This is a genomic window from Actinosynnema sp. NPDC050436 (genome assembly GCF_040655415.1).
Classification (GTDB): domain Bacteria; phylum Actinomycetota; class Actinomycetes; order Mycobacteriales; family Pseudonocardiaceae; genus Actinosynnema.
The window spans coordinates 378,949-401,480 of record NZ_JBFAJV010000002.1 but is presented as its reverse complement, the minus strand read 5'-3'; the positions used below and the strand labels follow the sequence as shown (position 1 = coordinate 401,480).

The following is a 22,532-nucleotide window of genomic DNA, read 5'->3' as shown; positions in this document are numbered from 1 at the left end:
CCGGCCGGACCGGCGGCCGGCGCGGCCCGTGCCGGCCCGGCACAGTGACCCTCCGGCCGGTGTTCTCGTCACCCGGAACTCGTTCGGGTGACGGCCCGGCTGCGGAAACCGTCACGGCCCGCACCGCCACCACCGCACCGGAGCCCGTCCAGGTCCTTTTCTCCCTCCCACAACCGCGCGAGCCTTTCGCCGCGACCCGACAGTCGGTTCCGACCTGCCACAACGGATAAAAAGTGCGCAGAGCCCCTTGACCCGCCCCCGGTCGCGCCGCCGGGGTGCGCACCCGTCCCACGCACCACCGGAACAGGCCGTATGGGCTGGTCAACCCCATCTGATGCGGATACGCCCGTCAGGACCGGCGGTGATTACCGTCCGATTGGCATTATTCACTGGATAGGGTGACTTCGGTACACCATGGCGCTATTCGGCACTATCGCGGCAGCGCGTCCCGATAGTGTCCCCGTCGTTCGACATCCGCAGCGGTACACGGGACTCGTCGGGCATTCGCAGGAAATCGAATGGAGAACCTACAGTGTTGAAGAAGGCCGGTATCGTCTTTGCCGGGGTCGCCAGTCTGTTCATGATTGGTGGCACCGGCATGGCCTCCGCGGGTGAGGTCGAGGGTCACGACTTCGCGCCCGGCGCCCGGGAGATCGTGCACAAGGACGCCGTGATCGGCGTCGACCAGGTCAGCGTGGCCGACGGTGCGGCTGCCAACGCGCTCCAGTGCGTCAGCGTGGCGAAGCCCCAGATCCCCGTCGCCGTCGGCCTGGTCGCCGTCGCCGCCGCCGTCCAGGACGTCAAGCCGAACGTGGGCCTGCCGGAGATCAACGTGCTGGGTGGCCACAACGGCGACACCACCACCAGCACCGTGATCAACGAGCAGACCGGCAACAACAGCTGCGCCGGTGGCAACGGCAACGGTGCGGGCGGCAACGAGGACAGCGACGGCGCGGGCACCGTGGGCATCAGCGAGGCCCCGGGTGTCGCCATCGCGAACCTCACCGGCGAGGACAACGGCTGAGCACTGCTCAGCGCGCCCGACCCCGTCCGCTAAAGGGCGGTCGGGCCGACGGGTGCCGGTTCGAGCGGGCACCACGGGCGAGGGGAGCCCGGCCTCGACCCCCGGGCCCCCGACTCGCGGAGGCGGCACCGGGTGACCGGGGTCGCCGCTCCTGAGGGGGTGGGATCGACATCCCCGGCCCGGCCCGCCCACCCGTCACCCACCCGGTCCGCTCCGCTCCCGTCCCGGGCACCACGTCATCGGCTCCGTCCGGCGACCGGTGCCCCGGGAGTGGCGGGGATCGCCGTGGCCAGACCGGAAATCCCGCTGATCGGGCACTCGCCCGATCAGCGGGATTTCCGCTTTCCGGGGCGTGATCGCCCCTCACCACCCCGCCGCGTCGGCGGTGGTCGCGGGTCGGAGTCGATACTGGACCCCGACCGGGCCGGTCGCCGACACGCGGAGGAGCACGTCCATGGGTGCCGACGGCATCGCCGACTCCTACAACGACAGCAGCGTGCTCTTCCGGGCGCTGGAGCAGCTCGGCTGGGGCGACCTGGTCAACGTCGGCTACCTGACCTGGCCCACGCTCCCCCTGGCGGTCGGCGGCCTCGGGTGGTTCCAACGCCGGCTGGCCCGCCGCTCGCTCGCCCTGCTGGAGGCGCGGCCCGGCGAGCTGGTGCTCGACGCCTGCTGCGGGCGCGGCCTCACCACGGCGTGGCTGGGCCGGCGCGGCTGCCGGGCGCTGGGCGTCGACGTCCAGCCCGAGCAGGTCGAGCAGGCCCGCGCCCGCTTCGGCGGGCAGCCGGGCGTGGAGTTCGCGGTGGTGGACGTGACCGCGCCGCCCGCGCGCGCCGGGACCGTCGAGCTGGCGGACGGCTCGCTCGACCGCGTGCACTGCCTGGAGGCCGCGTTCCACTTCGGGCCGGCCGGCCGGCGGGCGTTCCTCCGCGAGGCCCACCGCCTGCTGCGCCCCGGTGGCCGCCTGGTGCTGGTCGACTTCACCTGGCGCGACCGCGACCCCTCGACCGTCGAGGCGCTCGACCCGGGTCGCCTCGTCCGCGACACCTGGCACTTCGAGCAGTTCGAGCCGCTGGACCGCTACCTGACCGCCGCCCTGGACGCCGGGTTCGCCGTGCGGGCGGTGCACGACTGGACGCCGCACGCCCTGGCCCACTACGGCCGCCTGGCCCCGCCGCTGGCCCGCTTCCTCGGCACGGCGGCGGGGCGCGGGGCGGCCCGCCTCTACCGGCCGGGGTTGCGCGCGCTCACCGACGCCGACTGGCGGCACCTGGTGGAGCTGGCGCACGCGCACCTGACCGCCCTGGTCGCGCCGTGCCGCTACAGCGCCATGGTCTTCGACAAGCCCGCGTGAACCGGCGGTCCGTAGTGACGTTCGGCGACATCTCCCCCTCACCGCCGCGCGGGGGCCGCACGGGTGCGGGCCGGTGTTGAGCCCGGGGCGCGGGAGGGTGTAGGCCAACCCCCGACGTGCACGACGGTCGACATCGAGGGGACTTTCCGGATGACCGCGAACCTGGCCGGGTACCTGGCGCTGCGGGCGCAAGACAACGGCTGGAACCCGCTTCCCGCTTACCACGTGGGCGACGACGTCCACACCTACGAGGACGTCCACACCGGTGCCGCGCGGTTCGCCGCCGCGCTCGCCGCGCGCGGCGCGGGGCCGGGGAGCCGGGTGCTGCTCGCCCTCCCCGACGGCATCGACCTGGTGCGCGCGTTCCTCGGCGCGGTGCGGCTGGGTGCGGTGGCGGTGCACCTGAACTGTGCCCTGCACCCGGACGAGCTGGCGCGGGCCGCCCGGTTGGCGCGGCCGGACCTCGTGGTCGCCGAGTCCGGTTCGGCCGGGTTGTTCGATGCGGCGGTGGACCCGGCCGAACTGCGCGGGGAAACGGCGGAGGCCCCCGTCGCGGAGGTCACGGCGGACACCCCGGCGTACGCGGTGTTCACCTCCGGCACGACCGGTGACCCGAAGCTGTGCTTCCACGCGCACGGCGACCCCGCCGTGTACGAGCAGGGCATCGGCGAGGTCATCGGCATCACGCCGGCGGACGTCACGCTGTCGGTGTCGCGCATGTACTTCGCCTTCGGGCTGGCCAACTCGCTGCTGGTGCCGCTGCACCGGGGCGGGTCGGTCGTGCTGACCCGCGAGCGGGCCACCGAGGACGAGGCGCTGCGCCTGGTGCGGCGCCACGGCGTCACGCTCTTCTACGGCCAGCCCAGCTTCTACGCCCGCCTGCTGCGCCACCCCGACCACGCCGCGCTGGACGGGCTGCGGCTGGGCATGGTCGGCGGCGAGGTGCTGCCCGAGTCCCTGGAGGTGCGGGTGCGCGAGGTGCTGGGCGACCGGCTGCTCAACGTCTTCGGCAGCACGGAGATCGGGCACGCCGCCGTCTCCAACGCGCCCGGTGCGCAACGGGTCGGCACGATCGGCCGGGTGCTCCCGCCCTACCGGGTCAGGACCGTGGACGAACGGGGCGAACCGACGCCGCCGGGTGTGGAGGGCCTGCTGGAGGTCGCCGGTCCGACGATCGCGCCCGGGGTGCGGCAGGGGGACGACCCGCCGGCGCGGGAGACCGGTTGGTACGCCACGGGGGACGCGGCGACGGTGGACGAGGACGGTTTCGTGCGGCTGCACGGCCGGGTGGACGACGTCGAGATCGTCGGCGGGCAGAACGTCCACCCCACCGAGATCGAGGACCTGCTGATGCGGCACCCGGACGTGCAGGAGGCCGGGGTGTGCTCGGTGCGCCGGGAGTCCGGCGTGACGACGTTGCGCGCGTACGTGGCTCTCAAGGGCGGTGCGGCGCGGTCGGAGCGGGTCGGCGGTGAACTGCTCGACACCGCGAAGCAGAAGCTCACCTGGTACAAGGTGCCGGAGGACGTGGTGTTCGTGACCGCGCTGCCCCGGACGCCCAGCGGGAAGCTGCGCCGGCGCGAGGTCCGGGCACTGGCCGGGTGACGGCCGATCGCCTGTCCGGAGTGGACGGCAGGAGTGCGGCGGCCGTCGCGGTGACGGTGGTGCTGTGGGCATCGGCCTTCGTGGGCATCCGTTACGCCGGGGCGCATTACGAGCCCGGGTCGCTGGCGCTCGGCCGGTTGCTGGTCGGTGCGCTCGCGCTGGGCGCGGTGGCGGTGGCGAAGGGCGTCCGGCCGCCGCCGCGCGCCGCGTGGCCGGGTGTCGTCGGGTCGGGGGTGTGCTGGTTCGCGCTGTACTCGGTGGCGCTGAACTGGGGTGAGCGGCACGCCGACGCGGGCACGGCGGCGCTGGTCGTCGGCGTCGGCCCGGTGCTGGCGGCGGTCTTGGCGGGCTCGGTGCTCAAGGAGGGCCTGCCGGCGCGGCTGGTGGCCGGGTTGGCGATCGCGTTCGCGGGCACGGTGGCGGTCGGGCTGTCCGGCGACCACGGGCCGTCGACCACGTCGGGGGTGCTGCTGTGCCTGCTCGCCGCTGTCGGGTACGCGGTGGGCGTGGTGGCGCAGAAGCCCGCTCTGGCGCACGCGTCGGCGTTGCAGGTCACCACGGCCGGGTGCGCGGTCGGCGCGGTGGCGTGCCTGCCGTTCGCCGGGCAGCTCGTCGACGACGTGGCGACCGCTCCCGCCTCGGCGACCGCTTCCGTGGTGTACCTGGGTCTGCTGCCCACGGCGGTGGCGTTCTGCACGTGGGCGTACGCGTTGTCCCGCTCCACCACGGGGAAGCTCGGGGTGACGACGTACGCGGTGCCCGCGATCGTGGTGCTGCTGTCGTGGCTGTTGCTGGGCGAGGTGCCCGCTCCGGTCGCCGTGCTGGGCGGGCTGCTGTGCCTGGTGGGTGTCGCCGTCTCCCGGACGGGACCGCCCGCCGCGAAGCGGCCGGGCACGGCTCCGCAGGGGGCCGACTCGCCGGCCGGGCAGGGGCGGTCCTCGCGGGAACCGTGACCGCGGCGGCGGTTCCGGGGCCGTGCGGAAGTTTCCGCGCGGCCCCGGGATGCGGCGACAAGGGGCGCCCGGTGTCGCTAGCGTGTGGCCGATGAGACGACGAGTGGCCGCAGTGGCGGCGGTGCTGGGCGTCGTGGTGGCGGGCTGTTCCGGTGCACCGGCACCCGACACGGCCCCGACGTCGGTCGCCGGCACGTCCCCCGTGCCGGCGACCGGGCTCGCCACGGCCCTGACGTGGGTCACGGCCGCCGACCCCGCCGTGATCCGGGTGGAGTACGGGGACGGGGCCGCCGTGCGGGAACTGGTGGCGCGCAATGGCCGGTTCGTCTCGCTGGAGGGCTACGGCTACGGGCCGTTGCACGCGCACTCGGCGGCGCTGGCCGACATCATCGGCGTGGACCCGAGGAAGTCGCGGCAGGCCCTGCGGGTGACCGTGGTGGGCGAGCGGATCGGCGTGCTGCGGTCGGACTTCGACGTGGCGGCGGTCAACGCGAAGTTCGAGGCGCTGTCCGCGCAGAAGGGCGACTCGAAGGACGGCGTCACGTCGTGGCTCACCGGGGTGGACGGGGCCGCGCCCGGCTCGCCGTTGGCGCGCAGGGAGTTCGCGAAGGCTTTCAACCAGGTGCGGGTGGGGCCGGAGAGGTTCGAGCACACCACGGCGGCGACGGCGGTGAGCTGGACCGACGACCCGGGCTCGTCGCTGCTGGCCGACCGGGGGCTGGCGGGCCTGGCGCGGTGCCTGGGCGAGGTGACGGCGGCGCTGGTGCAGCGGCCGTCGTACCAGCCCTTCGTCGGCGCGGGCGTGCGGGTGGTGGACGGGAAGCCGTCCGAGGTGGTGTGCACGCCCACCCGCGACGCCGAGGCCCACCTCCGCCGGGTGCGCGAGCGGCTCGCCTCGCCGACGTGGGCGGCGGTGTTCCCCGGCGCGACGGCCGAGGTGCCCGCCGACCAGCCCGACGTGGTGCGGGTGGTCGCCCCGGACGACGGCACGCTCAAGATCGGCCGGGCCGCCGAGGCGATCGGCGGCGGCGGGGAGCTGTTCACCCTGGTGAAGTGAGCGAGGGGGACATCCGCACTGGACATCCGCGCACCTCCGAGGCTAAGTTACGCCCCTAACAAAGGGTTACCTAACTTCGGGGGTGCGCAGGTGTCGTCACGGGGACGGGTGGGTGGCCGGCCCTCGCGGATCGGCGCGGCCGACATCGAGCGGGCCGGCCGGGCCATCGGCCTGGCCGAGCTGACCGTGCAGGGCGTGGCGACCGCGCTCGGGGTCACGCCGACCGCGCTCTACCGGCACGTCGACGGCAGGTTCGGGCTGGAGACGCTGGTCGGGGAGAGCGTCCTGGCGGAGCTGCGCGTCGTGGACGACCCCGCCCACGACGTCGCCGGGCACCTGGTGTCCTTCGCCGTCCAGCTCCGGGACTTCGTGCTCGACCACCCGGGCATGTCCGGCTACCTCCAGGTCCTGTTCCCGCGCGGTCGCGCCGGCGCGGCGCTGCTGGAGGGCGGGATCGCCGCGCTGGTCCGCCGGGGCCACCGGCCCGACGCGGCGGCGGTGGTGTGCAGCACGGTCGCCCTGCTGGCGATCAGCCTGGCCGCCGCCGAGGAGCAGCAGCGGCGGGGCATCGCCGACACGCCCGGGTTCGAGCGGCAGGTCGCCGAGACCCGCCGGCTGCTCGGGTCGAGCGACCTGCTCGCCGAGGCGCACGCGAACTTCCCCGACATCGGCACCGACACCTACTTCCGCCTGGTGATCACCGCCTGCCTGGGCGGCATCCTCACCACCGCGCCGGCGGGCCGCTCGGTCGCCGAGATCACCGCCGCGCTGGGCCTGCCGGGAGGTGGGCGCTGATGGCGGCGCGGGGGTTCCAGGGAGCCGTCCTGCGCGGGTTCGGCGCGCGCGACCACGTGGCGACCGTCGTCGGGGTGTCGCGCGTCGCGCCGCACTTCGTCCGGGTGCGGCTGTCCGCGCCCGACCTGGTCGAGGGGCTGGCGCCGGAGCCCGCCGGGTGGCTGCGGTTCTGGTTCCCCGACCACACCGGCTCGGACCGGGAGCACCAGCGGGCGTACACGGTGGTGTGGGCGGACCGGGACAGCGGCGAGTTCGCCGTGGACGTCGTGCTGCACGAGCCAGCCGGACCGGCGACGGCGTGGGTGCTCGCCGCGCGGCCCGGCGCGACGGTCGCGGTCACCTCGTTCGGCTCGTCCCGCTTCGCGCCGCCCGACCCGCCGCCCGCCGGGTACCTGCTGATCGGCGACCCCGCGTCCGTCCCGGCCGTGAACGGCATCCTGGCCGTGCTGCCCGCCGACGCCGCCGTGGAGCTGTACCTGGAGCAGCAGCACGCCGAGGACGAGCTGATCCCGCTCGCCGAGCACCCCGGGCTGCGGGTGCACCGCGTGCCCCGCCGGGGCGAGACCTCGCTGGCCGCCGCGATCGAGGACCGCGACTGGTCGGACTGGTACGCCTGGGTCGCCACCGAGACCGGCAGCCTCAAGCACCTCCGCAAGCTGCTGCGCGAGCGGTTCGGCTTCCCCAAGACCGACCTGCACGCGCAGGCGTACTGGGCGCACGGCCGGGCGATGGGATCGTTGCGCCGCACCGGAACCCCGGAGACCGGCCCCGTGGGCACCGACACCGCCGTCGGCGGGACCGCTGCCGGAGCACCGGAACCCGCACCGGCCGGGCCCCCACCGGACAGGACGGTGCCGGCGGGCCGTTGGCGGTCGCAGGCCGCCGGTGAGCTGTTCGCGCCGGTCAAGCGGACCATCGTCGCGGCCGGCGCGCTCCAGGCGGTCATCACGCTGCTCCAGCTCGCGCCGTTCGTGGTGCTGGTCGACCTGGCCCGCCTGCTGCTCGCCGGAGCGGGCGCGGGGGGCCTGCGGGACATCGGGATCGCGTTCCTCGTCCTGCTCACGACCGGCACCGCGCTGGGCAGCGCGCTCATGCTGTGGCTGCACGTCGTGGACGCCCGGTTCGGCGCGGACGTGCGCCGCCGGCTGCTCGCCAAGCTCGCCCGGCTGCCGCTGGGCTGGTTCACCCGGCGCGGTTCCGGGTCGGTGAAGAACCTGGTGCAGGACGACACGCTCGCGCTGCACTCCCTGGTCACGCACGCCATCCCGGACGCCGTCGCGGCCGTCGTCGCGCCGGTCGCCGTGCTGGTGTACCTGTTCGCCGTGGACTGGCGGCTCGCCCTGGTCCTGCTCGTGCCCGTCCTGGTCTACCTGGTCGCGTTCGCCGGGATGATGGCCCAGAGCGGGCCGAAGATCGCCGAGGCGGCGCGGTGGGCGGAGCGGATGACCGCCGAGTCGGCGGCCTACCTCGACGGGCAGCCGGTGATCCGCGTGTTCGGCGTGGCCGCGTCGTCGTTCCGCCGCGCGCTCGCCGACCACACCGCGTTCCTGGCGGACTGGCAGCGGCCGTTCACCGGCAGGAAGACGTTCATCGACCTGGTGACCCGGCCGACCACGTTCCTGTGGCTGATCGCCGCCGCCGGCACGCCGATGGTGGTGGGCGGCGCGCTCGACCCGGCCGCGCTGCTGCCGTTCCTGTTGCTGGGCACGACGTTCGGCGCGCGGCTGCTGGGCATCGGCTACGGCCTCGGCGGGGTCCGCGCGGGCGTGTCGGCCGCCCGGCGCATCGCGGTCGCCCTGGGCGAGGCGGAGCTGGTCACCGGGGAGTCCGCGCCGCGCGACGCCGCACCGGGCACGGTCCACTTCGACCGGGTGTCCTTCGGCTACCGGCCCGGCCACCCCGTCGTGCACGACGTGGAGCTGACCCTGCGGCCCGGCACGGTCACCGCGCTGGTCGGCCCGTCCGGCTCCGGCAAGTCCACGCTGGCGGGCCTGCTCGCCCGGTTCCACGACGTCGGGTCGGGCGCGGTCCGGGTCGGCGGCCGGGACGTCCGCTCGCTGACCTCCGACGAGCTCTACCGGCAGGTCGGGTTCGTGTTCCAGGACGCGCAGCTGGTCCGGGGCACGCTGCGCGACAACATCGCGCTGGCCCGCCCGGACGCCACCGACGCCGAGGTCGAGGCCGCCGCCCGGCAGGCCCTGGTGCACGACCGGATCCTCCGGCTGCCCCGGGGCTACGCCACGGTGGTCGGCGCGGACGCCCCGCTGTCCGGCGGCGAGCGCCAGCGGGTCACCATCGCCCGCGCGCTGCTCGCCGACACCCCGGTGCTCGTCCTGGACGAGGCGACCGCGTTCGCCGACCCGGAGTCGGAGTTCCTGGTACAGCAGGCGCTGAGCCGGCTCACCCGGGACCGCACGGTCCTGGTCGTCGCGCACCGGCTGCACACCGTCACCGACGCCGACCTGATCGTCGTGCTGGACCGGGGGCGCGTGGTGGAGACCGGCACCCACGCCGCGCTGCACGCCGCCGCCGGGCGCTACCGGGCGCTGTGGGACGGCCACCGCGCGCCCGCCCGAGTGGAGGTACCCCGGTGATCGGCACCGTGATCCGCACCCTGATCGACCTGATCCCGGCGCAGGAGCGGGGGCGAGCAGGACGGTACGCGGTGCTCGCGGTCGTCTCGACGGCGTTGCGCGCGGCGAGCTGCCTGCTGCTGCTCCCGCTGGTGTCGGCGCTGTTCTCGACGACCCCGGCGGACGCCTTCGGGTGGCTGGGCGCGCTGACCGCCGTCACCGCGCTCGCGTGGGCCGTGGACACCGCCCTGTCCCGGCACGGGTTCGCCCTCGGTTTCGCGCTGCTCGACCGGACCCACCGGGACACGGCCGAGCGCGTCACCCGCATCCCCCTCGGCTGGTTCACCGGGGAGCGGACGGCGACCGCGCGGCGGGCCCTCGCGGCGGGCGGTCCGGAACTGGTCGGCCTGGTCGTCAACCTGCTCACGCCGCTGCTCAGCGCCGTGCTGCTGCCGGTCGCCCTGGCCGCCGGGCTGCTGGTCGCCGCGTGGCCGGTGGGCGTGGCCGCCGTCCTGGCGCTGCCCGCGCTGCTGGTCGCGCTGTGGGCGGGCAACCGGATCAGCCGCGCGGCCGACGCCGCCGACGCCCGCGCGCACAGCGCGCTGACCGAGCGGGTGCTGGAGTTCGCCCGCACCCAGCAGGCGCTGCGCGCGGCCCGCCGGGTCGACCCGGCCCGCAGCGCGGCGGGCGACGCGGTCACCGCCCAGCGGGGCACGACCCTGCGGCTGCTGCTCCTCCAGGTGCCGGGCCAGTTGCTGTTCGGCGTGGCCGCCCAGCTCGCGCTCGTGCTCCTGGCGGGGACGACCGCCGTCCTGGCGGTGCGCGGCGACCTGCCCGGCCCGGAGGCCGTGGCGCTGCTCGTGGTGGCCGTGCGGTTCGTGGAGCCGTTCACCACCCTGTCCGAGCTGGCCCCCGCGCTGGAGACGGTCCGGGGCACGCTGGCCGACATCCGCGCCGTGCGCACCGCCGACGCGGAACCGGGGGCGGAGGGGGCGATCGAGGTCGCCGGCGCACCGCGCGTCGAGTTCCGCGACGTCACGTTCGGCTACGGCGGCACGCCCGTGGTCGACCGCCTGTCGTTCACCCTCGAACCGGGCACCACCACGGCGGTCGTCGGCCCGTCCGGGTCGGGCAAGAGCACGGTGCTGGCCCTGCTCGCGGGGCTGCACCAGCCCGACGGCGGCCGGATCCTGATCGACGGCCAGGACGCGACCGCGCTGCCCCCGGCCGCGCGCCGACGCCTGTGCAGCATGGTCTTCCAGCACCCGTACCTGTTCGACGGCGGCGTCCGGGACAACATCCGCGCCGGTGACCCGACCGCCGACGACGCGGCCGTCGACCGCGCCGCCGCCCTGGCCCGCGTCGACCGGGTGGTCGAGGGGTCCACGCCGGTCGGCGAGGCCGGGGCGGCGCTGTCCGGCGGCGAGCGCCAGCGCGTCACGATCGCCCGCGCCCTGCTCAGCCCCGCCCCGATCCTGCTCGTGGACGAGGCCACCAGCGCCCTGGACACCGAGAACGAGGCCGCCGTGACCGAGGCCCTGACCGCCGACCCGCGCGACCGGACCCGGGTCGTCGTCGCCCACCGGCTCGGAGCCGTCCGCACCGCCGACCGCGTGCTCTACCTGGAGGACGGCGCACTGGTCGAGCAGGGCACCCCCGCCGAGCTGACGGCCCGGGGAGGCCGCTTCGCCGAGTTCCGCGCCCACCACGAGCGCAGCGCCGCCTGGCGGGTCGGCCGGGAGACCGGGTCGGCCGCGCCGGCCTGACGCCGGGATCACGGCGCTACTCCGCGCGCCGCTCATCCGCCGGCGGGGTGGCCGGGGGCCTGAGCAGGTACTCCACCGCGTCCACCACCACGTCCGCCGGCACGGTGTCCGGGGTGAGCAGGTGCTGGATCAGCAGGCCGTCCTCCAGCGCGTGGATGATCAGCGCCAGGAAGTCCGGGTCGGCCGTGCCGCCCGCCGAGAGGCCGGCCGCGATGGTCTGCCGGGCGAAGGTCTCGCGCTGGGCCAGGGGCGGCCTGCCGGCGGGGTCGCGCAGCGCGTGCAGGACCAGTTCGAGCCGGAGGGAGAGCCACGCCGGCAGGTGTTCGGCGCGCTCGCGGTTCCAGCGGCGCAGGGCGTCGAAGTCGCCGCCGAGGGCGCGCACCTCCTCGGCCTCCTCGCGGGTGCGCCGCAGCAGCAACTCGTGCGCGATCGCGTTCTTGTCCGGGAAGTTGCTGTAGATCGCACCACGGGTGTAGCCGGCGCGTTCGGCGATCTGCTCCAACGACGTGCCGTTGACGCCGCGTTCGGCGAACAGCTCGGCGGCGGCGGTCAGCAGGCGTTCCTTGGTCAGCGCGCGGTTGTCGGCGCGGGAGAGGCGGGCCACGGCCACGAATATACAGGAGTGCATTCAAATACAGATCTGTATGTTGACGGCATGGACGAGATCTGGACGTGGTCCGCCGAGGCGATCGCCCGCGCGGTCCGGACGGGCGAGGTGAGCGCCCGCGCGGTGGTGGCCGCCCACCTGGCGCGGATCGCCGAGGTCAACCCGGTGGTGAACGCGGTCGCGGCGGTCTTCGACGAGGCGACCGCCGAGGCGGAGCGGGTCGACCACGCGGTCCGCGCCGGCGAGGACCCCGGCCCACTCGCGGGCGTGCCCGTGACGGTGAAGGCCAACATCGACGTGGCGGGCCACCCCACGACCCACGGCGTGCCGCACTTCCGCGACGCCATGGCGCACGCCGACGCGCCCGCCGTGCGCAGGCTGCGCGCGGCCGGGGCGATCCTCGTCGGGCACGCCAACACGGCGGACCTGGCGATCGCCGGCAACGTCACAGTCAGCCAGATGTTCGGCGAGACGGTCAACCCGCACGGCGCGATCCGCACCCCCGGCGGCAGCAGCGGCGGTGACGCGGTCGCCGTGGCGACCGGCATGGCCGCGCTCGGCGTGGGCAACGACTCCGGCGGCTCGATCCGGCTGCCCGCCCTGTTCTGCGGGGTCGCCGGCCTCAAGCCCGGCTACGGCAGGATCGCGGCGGACCACCGGGTCGGCGGCGACCCTACGCTCGCCTCCCAACTGTTCCCGACCGACGCCCCCGTCGCGCGGAACGTGGCCGACCTGGCGCGGGCGTTCGACGTGCTGGCGGGCACCGACCCGGGCGACGCGAGGACCATCCCGCACGGCGGCCCGCTGCCGGCGCTGCCCCGCAGGGTGGCCGTGTGCGCGGACCCGGCCGGGCTGGGCGTCGACCCGGAGGTGCGGGCCGAGGTCGAGAGGGCGGCCGACGCGCTGGCCAACGCGGGTTACGAGGTCGAGGAGGCCGAGCCGCCCCGGTTCGCGGACGCGCTCACCGCGTACGGCACGCTGATCACCGCCGAGTTCGGCCGCCGCTGGCCGGCGATCCGCCCGCTGCTCACCCCCGAGTCCGCCCAGCACATGGAGCTGTCCCTGGCCCGGCACCCGCCGGCCACCCTGGACGACTACCTGGAGGCGACGGCCACCCGGTTCGGCGCCATGCGCGAGTGGGCCGCCTTCGCCCAGCGCTACCCGGTGCTCCTCGGCCCGGTCTACACCTGGCGGCCGTTCGACGCCGACCCGTTCGACCCGGACGACGGCCTGCGGGTGATGTTCGGGATGCGCTTGTGCACCGCGACCACCTGCGTCGGCGTGCCCGCCGTGGCCGTGCCGACGGGTGTGGGCGCGGGGCAGCCACTCGGCGTGCAGGTGATCGGCCCGCACCACCGGGAAGACGTCTGCCTGACCGCTGCCCGCGAACTGGAGGCGCGCTTCGGCGTCCTCGGCCCCGTGCGCCGGCCGCAGGTCGCGGCACGCACCTGAGAACGCACCGCAGGCCGGTGGCGGCGAGGACGAGTGGTCCCTCAGCGGCCGAGGGCGGAGGCGAGCTCCTTCTTGGTCATCGTGGAACGGCCCTTGATGTTGCGCTTCTTGGCCTCGTTGTAGAGCTGGTCGCGCGTGGGGCCCTGCGGTCCCTGCCGGTTGCCCGAGCGCAGGCCGCCCCGGCGCTGCGAGGAGATGTCCTGTGTGGACGACCGGCTGGCGGTCTTCGACTCGCCCGCCCGCGCCCGGTTCTTGTTCACCGTGCGGGCGGCGATCTCCTTGGCGCGCTTGGGCGACTCGCCGCGTCCTTCGACCGAGTCCTTGATGTGCTCGTACTGGCGTTCCCGCTTGGCGTTCGATCCGCGTGGCATGGCAAACCTCCGTTCCGAACAACCGATTACCCCGCTCGGCCGCCGACCACACCCGACTCCTCCCACCGGAGCGCCACCGTCAGGTGTGGCGGCAGCGGCTGCGTCACAGCATCGGCGGGACGAGCCGGTAGGTCTCGGTGTAGTAGGCGTGGGTGCGGTGGCGGAAGTCGTCGCTCTCGAACGAGTGCGGGTCGTACTCCGGCGCGGCCTTGATCTGGTCTTTGGTGCGGTCGACGTGGATCAGGCGCTCCTCGTGGTCCACCCGCTGGACGATGCCGACGGGCAGCACGACCGTGCGGCCGAAGATCCACGGCCCGGTGTCGATCAGGAGGCAGCCGTCCGGCACCTCGGGGTTGTGCGAGTCCACCTTGCCGATGCCGCCGTCGGTGGCTTCCACGTGGTAGCCCACCAGGTCGGCGTCCGGCCGCGTGCCGTCCGCGTCACCACGGGCGCCCTCGACGGCCAACGGCAACCAGGCCGGGTCGCGCCACGCCCAAGGGGTGAAGGCAAAAGGTTCCATCTCGTCCTCCCGCGTCGGCCGATGTCCGTTCCGGGTTACCCGCCGAAGAGGCCCGCTGAACACCTCTTTCACCGGCCGGGGCCACCGCACGGACGATCACCCGCGACTGTCCGCAAAGGACAGGGCCGGGAACTACCGGTCGGCGGGCGCGCGGTCCGCGCGGAGGGCTTCCTCGACCGCCTCGGCGATCCGCCGGTCGGTCGTGGCCCCGCGCCGGCGGGTTCGCCACCGCCACACCGAGAACAGGCCCACGAGCAGGACCAGCACCAGCAACGCGCTCCACGGCACGGCCCACGCGCTCGCGGTGGCCGTCACCGCCTCCGGGTTCGCGGTGCCGGCCGACCCTTCCACGCGGGGTGCGAGGCGGACCGTCGCGTCGAGCCGGACGAAGGGCGCCACTTCCTCCACCTCCACGGTGAAGTCCAGGTGCGCGCCCGGGAGCAGTTCCGGCACGGTGAGCGCCTGCTGCCGGCCGCCCAGCCCGAACAGGCCCTCGACGGACACCTCCTGCTCCGCGCTCATCCGCAGGTTTCCGGTGTTGGACACCCGGAAGCGCACCGTCGCCGACCCCGAGCCGATCGGGTTGGCGCTGCCCCGGTAGTCGACCGACAGGTCGCCGATCGCCAGGACCGGCTTGGCCTCGCCGGCGACGCGGAGGTGGATCCGGGTGCCCAGGCGCCGGTCGACGCTCACGCCGCCCGACTGCTCGGGCACGGCCAGCGACGTGACGATGCCGCCGCTGTGGTCCCCCGGCCCGGCGTCGGCGGGCACGGCGATGGTGAACGGGACCTCCACCGCCGACCGCGCCGGGATCTCCACCTGGGACTGGGCGGGCGTGACCCACGCGCCCAGCCCGGAGGGCTTCTCGGCACGCGGGCGCAGGTCGAGTTGGCCGCTGGCCGTGGTGAAGCCGTCCGCCGCGTAGAGCAGCAGGCTGATCGGCCGGTCGCCGTGGTTGGCCACGGCCACCGCGTCCCGGACGGTGCTGCCCGGCTCGGCCGTGTAGCTGTAGTTGGGGCGGTTGTCGCCGTGGTCGGTGCCGGCCGCCGGGCGCACCCCCCACGTCACCGGGTCCTGGGTCTGGGCGGCGGCGGCACCGGGTGCGGCGACGGTGACCAGCGCGAACACGGCCAGGACGAGGACGAGCAGCGGGCGGGGCATCGGGGTTCTCCAGGGGGCGGACGTAGGAGGTGGGGCGGCGCGATCGCGCCGCCCCACCGGGGAGTGCGGGAACGGGCTCAGCCCAGGGCGGTCAGGGTGAGGGTCGCGCGGTAGGTGCCGTCGGCGACCGTGACCGGCAGCTTCAGGTCCAGACCGGCGCGCAGGACCGACGACCCGCCGGCGTGGCCGACCGGGGCGCTGCCCAGGGTGGCCGACTGCGACAGGCCGTTGCCGGAGGCGAAGCCGGTGACGACCTCGGCACCGGGGACGGCACCGCCGTCGTTGCCGCCGAGGTACGGCGTCCAGCCCAGGTACTTGCCGCTGAACGTCTTGCCGGCCGAGGTGAAGTCGCCGACCTGGCCGGACAGCGACCACTGCGGCCCGTTGAGCCGGGTGTCGGTCACCCGCACCGGGTTGAGGGAGCCGGTGGCGGCGAAGTGGTCGCCGGACTCCTTCGCGGTGCCGAGGTCGACCACGCCGTTGCCGCCGTCGATGCTCCACACGAGCTCGCCCGGCGCGCGCTCCGGCACGGTCACCTTGACCCGCTGCTCGCCGTCGGCCGCCGGCGGCTCGACACCGGCTTCGGTGACGTGCTTGATGCCGCCGCGCTTGGTGATGGTGAAGGTGTCGTACAGGTCGCCGACCTTCTCCGGCTCGGGCGAGGTGGCCGTCTTCTCGGCCACGTAGGACCGGTAGGTGACGGTGTCGCCGTTGACCGAGATCACCTGGTAGGTGGTGACGCCCTGGCCACGGCGGACCTGGGTCGCCCCGTTGCGGGTCCACACGTTGTCGTCGGCCGGGGCGAGCGTGTAGTGCTTCGCGCCGGAGTTGCTGACGGCGTACACGGGGCCGGTGGTGATGCCGGGCGTGCCACTGGCGTCGCTGTTCTTGAAGCCACGGGCGTAGGTGTGGTCGTGGCCCATCAGCACCAGGTCGATGTTGTGCTTCTCGAACACCGGCACCCAGTTGGCGCGCAGGATCGGCTCGTCACGGCCGGTCGAGGTGCTGTAGACCGGCTGGTGGAAGGTCACCACGGACCACTTGTTGGGGTTGTGCGCCAGGATGTGGTCCAACCACGCGGCCTGGAACTCGACCCACAGCGAGGCGGCGTCCGGGCACGCGACCGAGCACGCCGGCAGGGTGGCCGGGCGCAGGTAGCCGGTGCTCTGGGTGGCGTTGAGCGTGATGAAGCGGACGTCCTGGAAGTCGCTGAAGTACACCGTCTCGCGGGCGACGTTGTCCCAGTGCGCGAAGTAGGCCGCCGTCTGGCGGGCGGCGTCGGTGTCGCCCTTGGCGCGGTCGGCCAGCGCGCCGATGGTGCCCAGGTTCGGGTGGTTGGCCGGGTACTCGAAGTTCATCTTCCAGTTGCGCAGCGCGCTGTCGCCGCTGTACTCGTGGTTGCCGGGCGCGGCGAGCACCTGCGTGGTGGCCGCGCTCTCGCCCATGCCGTTGAACCAGCTCGTCCACTGGACCTGGGTGCTGCTGTCGATCAGGTCGCCCGCGTGCACGCTGCCGGCCGCGTTCGGCGCCTTGGCGTTCGCGGCGGCGACGACGGCCGGCCAGGTGGAGTCCAGGCCGATCTGGGCGTCGCCGTAGTAGAAGAACTCGAAGGGCTTCGCGCCCTTGGCGGCCGAGCGGAACGGCCGCCACCGGCTCCACTCGTCGCCGCTGCCGACGCGGTACTCGTAGGCGGTGTCCGCGCTGAGACCGGTGGCGGTGGCCGAGTAGTGGGTGTAGTCGACGCCGGAGAGGGAGCTGGTGTCCACGGCGGTGGCCGCGATGTCGGTCGCGGTGCCGCCTGCGGGGCGCAGCTGCACGGTCCCGCCGCCGGCGGTGGTGCTGCGCCAGGTGAAGCTCTGCGAGTCGCTCGGCGTGGCGGTCGGGGTGAGGATGACCCGGCTGACGTTCGACGTCTGGGCCGACGCGGTGCCGGCCGACGCGAGCGCTCCCGCCACCACCGAACCGATGACGGCGGCGGCCACGACGGTGCGCGAGGCTCTGCGCGCACCGCGTTTCGGCTGCTGAGAAGACATGCTGCGGAGTGCTCCTTTGGTCGGGGTGGTGCGTGCCAGACGCTCGCACGCCAACCCCCACGAGTTGAGGAACGCTCAGGAAACAGGGGATGACCATTCCCGGACAGATGCGCACATGCGCAGACGAGCACGCGGGGGATGTGCTCGGACACGGGCGGTGACCCACCACGGACCGCGATTGGTCCATACCACCAGCGTGACCGCGAACCCCCACGGCCACAACGGCTTCACGCCCCCCTGGAGCACTACGGGGACAGACGGCCGGGCACCTCGACACCCGGCCGCCCTCATGTCCACAATGGACTTGGTCAGCGCGCGCGGTCGTAGACCATCGCGGTCTCACCGAGTTCGCCGGTCTCGTGGTGGGTCAGCACCCACTTCGACGCCGGCAGACCGTCCTCGAACAGCCGCCGCCCGCCGCCGGCGATCTCCGGGCACACCATGAGGTACAGCCGGTCCACCAGGTCCACCGCCAGCAGCGCGGTGATGACGCTCGGGCTGCTGTTGACCAGGATTTCGCCGCCACCGGCGGCTTTCAGGCCGCTGATCACCTCGGCGGCGGGCGCGTTCACCAGGCGGGTGCGGTCCCACGGCGACTCGGTCGACGTCGTGGAGAAGACCACCTTCTCCACGTCCACCAACCACTTCGCGTACCCGCGATCGCGCGGGTCGGCGTCCTCGTCGGCGGCGACGGTGGGCCAGTAGCCGAGGAAGCCCTCGGCGTTGAGCCGGCCCAGCACCGCCGTGGACGCGTTCTCCCAGATGCGGGCCAGGTGCCGCCGCGCCACCTCCGTGGTCGCGTACGGGAGGATCGCGCCGAGGTCGCCGGGCCCGCCCGGACCGTCGTAGCGCCCGTCGAGGGTGATGCTCAGGTTGGCGGTCACCCGGCGGGTTGTCGTGTCGCTCATGTCCCGGTCTTCCTCCGTTCCGGCCGCGACGCCGGGGTGGCGCGCGGGTGTCCGCCGACGACGGCGGCGAGGTGGTCGAGCACCCGGTCCCACCCGGTGCCGATCCCGGCGATGTGCGGGACGGCGTCCACCGCCGTGTCGGTGATGCGCAGGTCGAGGTGCAGGCGCGTGCCGCCCGGGTCGGCGTCCAGCGCGAGGTCGTAGTGCCCGGTGAACGAGATCCCGCCCGCCGCGTCCAGCACCGAGAGGTGGAACGCGAGGCGCTCCGGCTCGACGGCGGCGTGGACGGTGCCCTCGGAGCGGTAGCGGCCTTCGGCGTCCCGGTACTCCAGCACCGCCGCCCCGCCCTCGCGCGCGTCGAGCAGGCACTCGGTGACCGTCATCGACGGCGGGGCCCACCAGGAGGCGAGCAGGTCCGGGTCGACCCAGTGCCGCCAGACGACGTCCGGAGGGGCGGCCAGCACGCGGTCGAACGCGAAGGTGCGGCCGTCCGCCCACCGGTCGCGGTCGGCGAGCGCGGCCTCCGCCTCGATGGCGGCCCGGTACCGGGCGAGGACGTCCCGCTCGCCGGCGTGCGCCTCGGCCGTGCCGACCAGGTCGCGCACCCGGTCGGCGAGGGCGGCCAGCGGCGCGGTCTCGACCGCGTAGACGCGGCGCTGCCCGAGCGGGTGCACGCTGACCAGGCCCGCGCGGGCGAGGGTCTGGAGGTGCTTGGTGGTCTGCGGTTGGCGCGCGCCGGTCAGCTCGGCCAGCTCCCCCACCGAGCGGGGCCGCTCGGCGAGCAGTTCCAGCAACCGCCACCGCGCGGCGTCCCCGAGGGCTGAGGCGATCTCGTCCACGCCCCGAAGTATTCACCACCCAGAATATTCGCGTCAAGGAATACGTCGCCGCTCCGGCCCGCTGCTCGACGCACCGGAGCGGCGACACCCCGGTCAGCCGGTCAGCGGCACCACCACCGACCCGCCGGCCAGGCGCAGCCGGGTGCCGGCGGCCGGCCGCAAGGTGTAGTCGTAGTCGGTGGAGACGACCACCAGGCCGATCCGCCGCCCTGCCGCGAACGCGTAGTCCTTGGGCTCCAAGGAGAAGCGCAGGTCGTACTCCTGCCCGCGCACCACCTTCGCACCGGCCGAGGCCGAGTCGCGGTTCTGCGGGTCGATCCAGCCGCGCGTCACGACCACCGGCGCGGCGGTGCTGCCGACCGGCCCGCAGTCGACCAGCAGCGCCGTCACGTTGGCGTCGTCCCGGTTCTCCACCGCCAGCCGCAGGGAGACCGCGACCACCCCGGACAGGCGGGACGCGGCGGTCAGCGGGTCCGACCGGAACACCAGCCGGTTCGGGTCGGCGGCGTCGGGCCGGGCGACGAGCTGCGCCGCCGTCCGGGTGCGGCCCTGGTCCTCGAACGCCTGCGCCACACCGGCCGCCGGGGCGGGCGTGAGGCGGCCCGGCGCGGTGGCCGACGTCGCCACCAGGTGCAGCGCCGTGGGCCGGGCGGCCGGGTCGGGCCAGTCGGCGAGCTTGCGCCAGCCGTCGTTGTGCTCCACCTCGGCGACCGGCTCGCGCATGATGCCGTTGTCGGTGCCCTTGAGCCAGTAGTCGAACCAGCGCAGCAGCGTCGACTGGTAGTCCGCGCGCGACGGTGCGCCGTGACCGCCCCGGTGCAGCCAGATCTTGCGCGGGACGTCGTGCCGCCGCAGGGCGTCCCACCACTGCGCGTAGTGCGAGCCCTTGACGTTCCAGTCCGAGTGCCCGTGCACGACGAACACGCTCGCCTTCACCTGCCCGGCCAGGCGGGTGTAGTTGCGCTCGTCCCAGAAGGCGTTGTAGTCGCCCGTCACGCGGTCCTGGCGCTGGGTGAGCCCGGCGATCTCGTCCGCGCACCCGGCGCGGGTGACCACGGCCTTGGCCAGCACGTCGGCGTCCTCGCCCTGGTACCCGCCCGGCGCGACCACCAGCCCGTTGGCGCGGTAGTAGTCGTACCAGTTCGTCGGCGCGGCGATCGGGACGATGGTCTTGAGACCCGCGACCCCGGTCGTGGCCACCATGTTCGGCAGCGCGCCGTTGTAGGAGATGCCGGTCATGCCGACGTTGCCGTCGCTCCACGACGCGGTCACCGCGCGGCCGGAGCTGTCGAAGCCGCGCGCCCGGCCGTTGAGCCAGTCCACGACGGCCTTGCCCGCCAACGCCTCCTGCTGGTCCCCGCTGGTCGGGCACCCCTCGGACGCGCCGGTCCCGATGCTGTGCCCGAGCACGACCGCGTAGCCGCGCGGCACGAAGTAGTCGTCCAGCCAGCCGGGCAGGTTCGGCGACGCCACGCGCGCCGAGCCGTCCCGGTGCGCGCCGGCCGTGCCGAACAGGCCCTCCTGCGGCAGCCGGTCGACGTTCACCTGGTGCATCGCGGGCGAGCCCAGCGGCGTCCGGTAGGGGCTGTGCTCGAACACCACGGGGTAGCGGCCCGTCCCGGACGGGCGGGCGATGTCGAGCGCGATCCGGTCGGGCCGGCCGTCGCGGTCGCTGTCGACCGACGATTCGACGAAGACGCGCTGCTCGACGGCGGCGGCGGCCGGCGGTGCCGGGGCGGCGTGCGCGGCGGGTGCGCCCGTGGTGGCGAGCAGGGCGGCCAGGCCGAGCCCGACCGCGCACTCCAGCGGACGACGGCGCGCGCGTGACCGCAGCGAGCCAGGGGGAGGTGCCATCGCAGGTCTCCTTCGCAGGGACTCGCGCGCGGGGCGCGAGTGGAGATGCACGGCGGCGTGCCTCCAGTCTCGCGCACCTCCTCACCCGGACGACAGACCGCGAACCCCGTCCGAAAGGACCGGCACGTTCACACCCCGGCCCCGCCGGGATCAGCGGACGACGTCGTAGACCAGCTTCTGCACGCCGTTGGAGTAGGACCCGCTCTCCACCAGCCGGAGGTTCTGCTTGTCCTTGTCGGTGCCGCTGAACAGCCGCTTGCCCGCGCCCAGCAGCACCGGGAAGACCAGCAGGTGGTGGCGGTCGACGAGACCGGCGTCGGACAGGGCGCGGCCGAGCGTGGCGCTGCCGTGCACGATGATCGGCCCGCCGTCGCCCTCCTTGAGCGCGGCGACGTCGTCCAGCGACCGGAGGACGGTGGTCTCGCCCCAGTTGGTCACCAGGTCCTCCTCCCGCAACGTGGTCGACACGACGTACTTCGGCATGGCGTTGTAGGCGGGGAACTCCTCGGTCATGCCCGGCCAGACGGGGGCGAACGCCTGGTAGCTGACCCGGCCCAGCAGCATCGCCGAGGACTCGGCCTGCTCGCGCTCCTTGAGCTCGTAGGCGGCCGGGTCGAACTCGACGTCCTGGAAGGTCCAGCCGGAGTTCCGGTAGCCCGGTTCCCCGCCGGGTGCTTCGACCACGCCGTCGAGCGAGACGAACGCGGTGGCGATCAGGGTGCGCATCGGGGTGCTCCTCGGTCGGTTCTGCCTGCTGTCACCGGTGCGTCGAACGAGCGCCGCCGCAATCGACACCCGTCCGGAAACTTTTCGCCGCCGACCGCGTGCACGGCCGCCGACCGCTCGGACCTGCGGCGGCGCACCACCCACCGCAGTGGTGGGCATCGTGCGCGACGACCGGGAGCGGACGCCGACCGACCCGCCGAACGTGACGCCGGTCACCCTGCGACGATTTCCGGCCCTGCCCGGGGTCCCAGTCGGCGAACACCCGGGTGCGACGAAGGAGGAGCCGTGGCGAACGCCGTCTGGACGTTGGTGCACGCGGAGCGGGCCGCGCTGGTGGAAGACCTCACCGCCGTGGAGGGCGCGCGGTGGGAGACGCCGTCGCTGTGCGACGGCTGGACCGTGCACGACGTTGTCGCCCACCTGGTCGACACCGCGCGCACGACCCGCCTCGGCTTCGTGGCCGGTCTCGTGCGCGCCCGGTTCGACTTCGACCGCCTGAACGCGCGCGGCGTGGCCCGTGAGCGCGGTGCCACCCCGCAGGAGGCGCTGGAACGCCTCCGCCGGGTGGTGACCCGGACCTCGACTCCCCCGGCGCCGCTGAACAGCCGGCTGGCGGAGGAGGTCGTGCACGGCGAGGACATCCGCCGCCCGCTGGGCCTGACCCGCGCCTACCCGCGCGAGGCCCTCGTCCGGGCGCTGGAGTACCAGACGAGCACGCCCGCGTCGTTCGGCGGGGCGAAGGAGCTGGTGACGGGCATCCGGCTCACCGCGACCGACGCGGACCTGTCCCTCGGCGACGGTCCGGAGGTCACCGGCCCCGCGCTGGCGCTCCTGCTCGGCGTCCACGGCCGGCGGGTGGCGCTGGACGAGCTGACGGGCCCGGGGCTGGCCGCCCTGGCGACGCCGGCCTGACCCCCGGCGCTCCCGCAGACAG

At 74.5% G+C, this 22,532-nt stretch carries 19 protein-coding genes; 10 read left to right on the top strand and 9 right to left on the bottom strand.

The genetic code is table 11. The features are described 5' to 3' along the window. Positions 1-532: 532 nt before the first annotated feature. The 8 genes from AB0I60_RS06020 (at position 533) to AB0I60_RS05985 (ending at position 11,127) form a co-directional block, all read left to right on the top strand. Positions 533-1,024, top strand: coding sequence for a hypothetical protein (locus AB0I60_RS06020; protein WP_360726105.1), 492 nt, complete (start codon positions 533-535; stop codon positions 1,022-1,024). Between the two features lie 454 nt (positions 1,025-1,478). Next, positions 1,479-2,378 (top strand): methyltransferase domain-containing protein, encoded by a 900-nt coding sequence (locus AB0I60_RS06015; protein ID WP_360726104.1) that lies wholly within the window; start codon positions 1,479-1,481, stop codon positions 2,376-2,378. Between the two features lie 150 nt (positions 2,379-2,528). After that, positions 2,529-3,983 carry an AMP-binding protein gene (locus tag AB0I60_RS06010; protein ID WP_360726103.1) on the top strand — a complete coding sequence of 485 codons (1,455 nt, stop codon included), beginning with the start codon at positions 2,529-2,531 and terminating at the stop codon, positions 3,981-3,983. Further along, the gene (locus tag AB0I60_RS06005) at positions 3,980-4,936 is read left to right on the top strand and encodes a DMT family transporter (protein WP_360726102.1); all 957 of its coding nucleotides are present in this window, start codon (positions 3,980-3,982) and stop codon (positions 4,934-4,936) included. The genes AB0I60_RS06010 and AB0I60_RS06005 overlap by 4 nt, the downstream gene beginning before the upstream one ends. A gap of 91 nt (positions 4,937-5,027) precedes the next feature. Continuing rightward, the gene (locus AB0I60_RS06000; RefSeq protein WP_360726101.1) at positions 5,028-5,993 is read left to right on the top strand and encodes a hypothetical protein; all 966 of its coding nucleotides are present in this window, start codon (positions 5,028-5,030) and stop codon (positions 5,991-5,993) included. A 90-nt stretch (positions 5,994-6,083) separates the two neighbouring features. Then, entirely contained in the window at positions 6,084-6,788 is a 705-nt protein-coding gene (locus tag AB0I60_RS05995) for a hypothetical protein (protein WP_360726100.1), read from the top strand. After that, on the top strand, positions 6,788-9,382 hold the full coding sequence (locus AB0I60_RS05990; protein ID WP_360726099.1) for an ATP-binding cassette domain-containing protein: 2,595 nt from the start codon (positions 6,788-6,790) through the stop codon (positions 9,380-9,382). Before AB0I60_RS05995 ends, AB0I60_RS05990 begins: the two co-directional genes overlap by 1 nt. Further along, on the top strand, positions 9,379-11,127 hold the full coding sequence (locus AB0I60_RS05985) for an ATP-binding cassette domain-containing protein (RefSeq protein ID WP_360726098.1): 1,749 nt from the start codon (positions 9,379-9,381) through the stop codon (positions 11,125-11,127). The genes AB0I60_RS05990 and AB0I60_RS05985 overlap by 4 nt, the downstream gene beginning before the upstream one ends. 16 nt (positions 11,128-11,143) lie before the next feature. Here the strand turns inward: AB0I60_RS05985 and AB0I60_RS05980 are convergent, their stop codons facing one another. Then, on the bottom strand, positions 11,144-11,731 hold the full coding sequence (locus AB0I60_RS05980; protein ID WP_360726097.1) for a TetR family transcriptional regulator: 588 nt from the start codon (positions 11,729-11,731) through the stop codon (positions 11,144-11,146). A 51-nt stretch (positions 11,732-11,782) separates the two neighbouring features. On the opposite strand from AB0I60_RS05980, the gene AB0I60_RS05975 reads away from it, so the two are divergent. Next, positions 11,783-13,186, top strand: coding sequence for an amidase family protein (locus tag AB0I60_RS05975; protein ID WP_360726096.1), 1,404 nt, complete (start codon positions 11,783-11,785; stop codon positions 13,184-13,186). 41 nt (positions 13,187-13,227) lie between these two features. On the opposite strand, the gene AB0I60_RS05970 is transcribed toward AB0I60_RS05975, so the two are convergent. The 8 genes from AB0I60_RS05970 to AB0I60_RS05935 all read right to left on the bottom strand — a co-directional run bounded on the left by AB0I60_RS05970 (position 13,228) and on the right by AB0I60_RS05935 (position 21,598). Further along, positions 13,228-13,557 carry a plasmid stabilization protein gene (locus tag AB0I60_RS05970; protein ID WP_360726095.1) on the bottom strand — a complete coding sequence of 110 codons (330 nt, stop codon included), beginning with the start codon at positions 13,555-13,557 and terminating at the stop codon, positions 13,228-13,230. Positions 13,558-13,660: 103 nt separating this feature from the next. Next, the gene (locus AB0I60_RS05965; protein WP_360726094.1) at positions 13,661-14,077 is read right to left on the bottom strand and encodes a PRC-barrel domain containing protein; all 417 of its coding nucleotides are present in this window, start codon (positions 14,075-14,077) and stop codon (positions 13,661-13,663) included. A 132-nt stretch (positions 14,078-14,209) separates the two neighbouring features. Then, positions 14,210-15,238, bottom strand: coding sequence for a DUF916 domain-containing protein (locus AB0I60_RS05960; RefSeq protein WP_360726093.1), 1,029 nt, complete (start codon positions 15,236-15,238; stop codon positions 14,210-14,212). 77 nt (positions 15,239-15,315) lie between these two features. Further along, a complete protein-coding gene (locus tag AB0I60_RS05955; RefSeq protein ID WP_360726092.1) occupies positions 15,316-17,271 on the bottom strand; it encodes a metallophosphoesterase family protein in 1,956 nt (651 codons plus the stop codon). Positions 17,272-17,579: 308 nt separating this feature from the next. Then, entirely contained in the window at positions 17,580-18,179 is a 600-nt protein-coding gene (locus AB0I60_RS05950; RefSeq protein WP_360726091.1) for a dihydrofolate reductase family protein, read from the bottom strand. Beyond that, the gene (locus AB0I60_RS05945) at positions 18,176-19,018 is read right to left on the bottom strand and encodes a metalloregulator ArsR/SmtB family transcription factor (protein WP_360726090.1); all 843 of its coding nucleotides are present in this window, start codon (positions 19,016-19,018) and stop codon (positions 18,176-18,178) included. The genes AB0I60_RS05950 and AB0I60_RS05945 overlap by 4 nt, the downstream gene beginning before the upstream one ends. Positions 19,019-19,111: 93 nt before the next feature. Further along, on the bottom strand, positions 19,112-20,872 hold the full coding sequence (locus AB0I60_RS05940; RefSeq protein WP_360726089.1) for a Xaa-Pro dipeptidyl-peptidase: 1,761 nt from the start codon (positions 20,870-20,872) through the stop codon (positions 19,112-19,114). A 150-nt stretch (positions 20,873-21,022) separates the two neighbouring features. Continuing rightward, complete coding sequence (locus AB0I60_RS05935) at positions 21,023-21,598, bottom strand: dihydrofolate reductase family protein (RefSeq protein ID WP_360726088.1); 576 nt, start codon at positions 21,596-21,598, stop codon at positions 21,023-21,025. Positions 21,599-21,883: 285 nt separating this feature from the next. Between AB0I60_RS05935 and AB0I60_RS05930 the strand changes: the two genes are divergently transcribed. After that, entirely contained in the window at positions 21,884-22,510 is a 627-nt protein-coding gene (locus AB0I60_RS05930; RefSeq protein ID WP_360726087.1) for a maleylpyruvate isomerase family mycothiol-dependent enzyme, read from the top strand. The last annotated feature ends 22 nt before the right edge of the window (positions 22,511-22,532 follow it).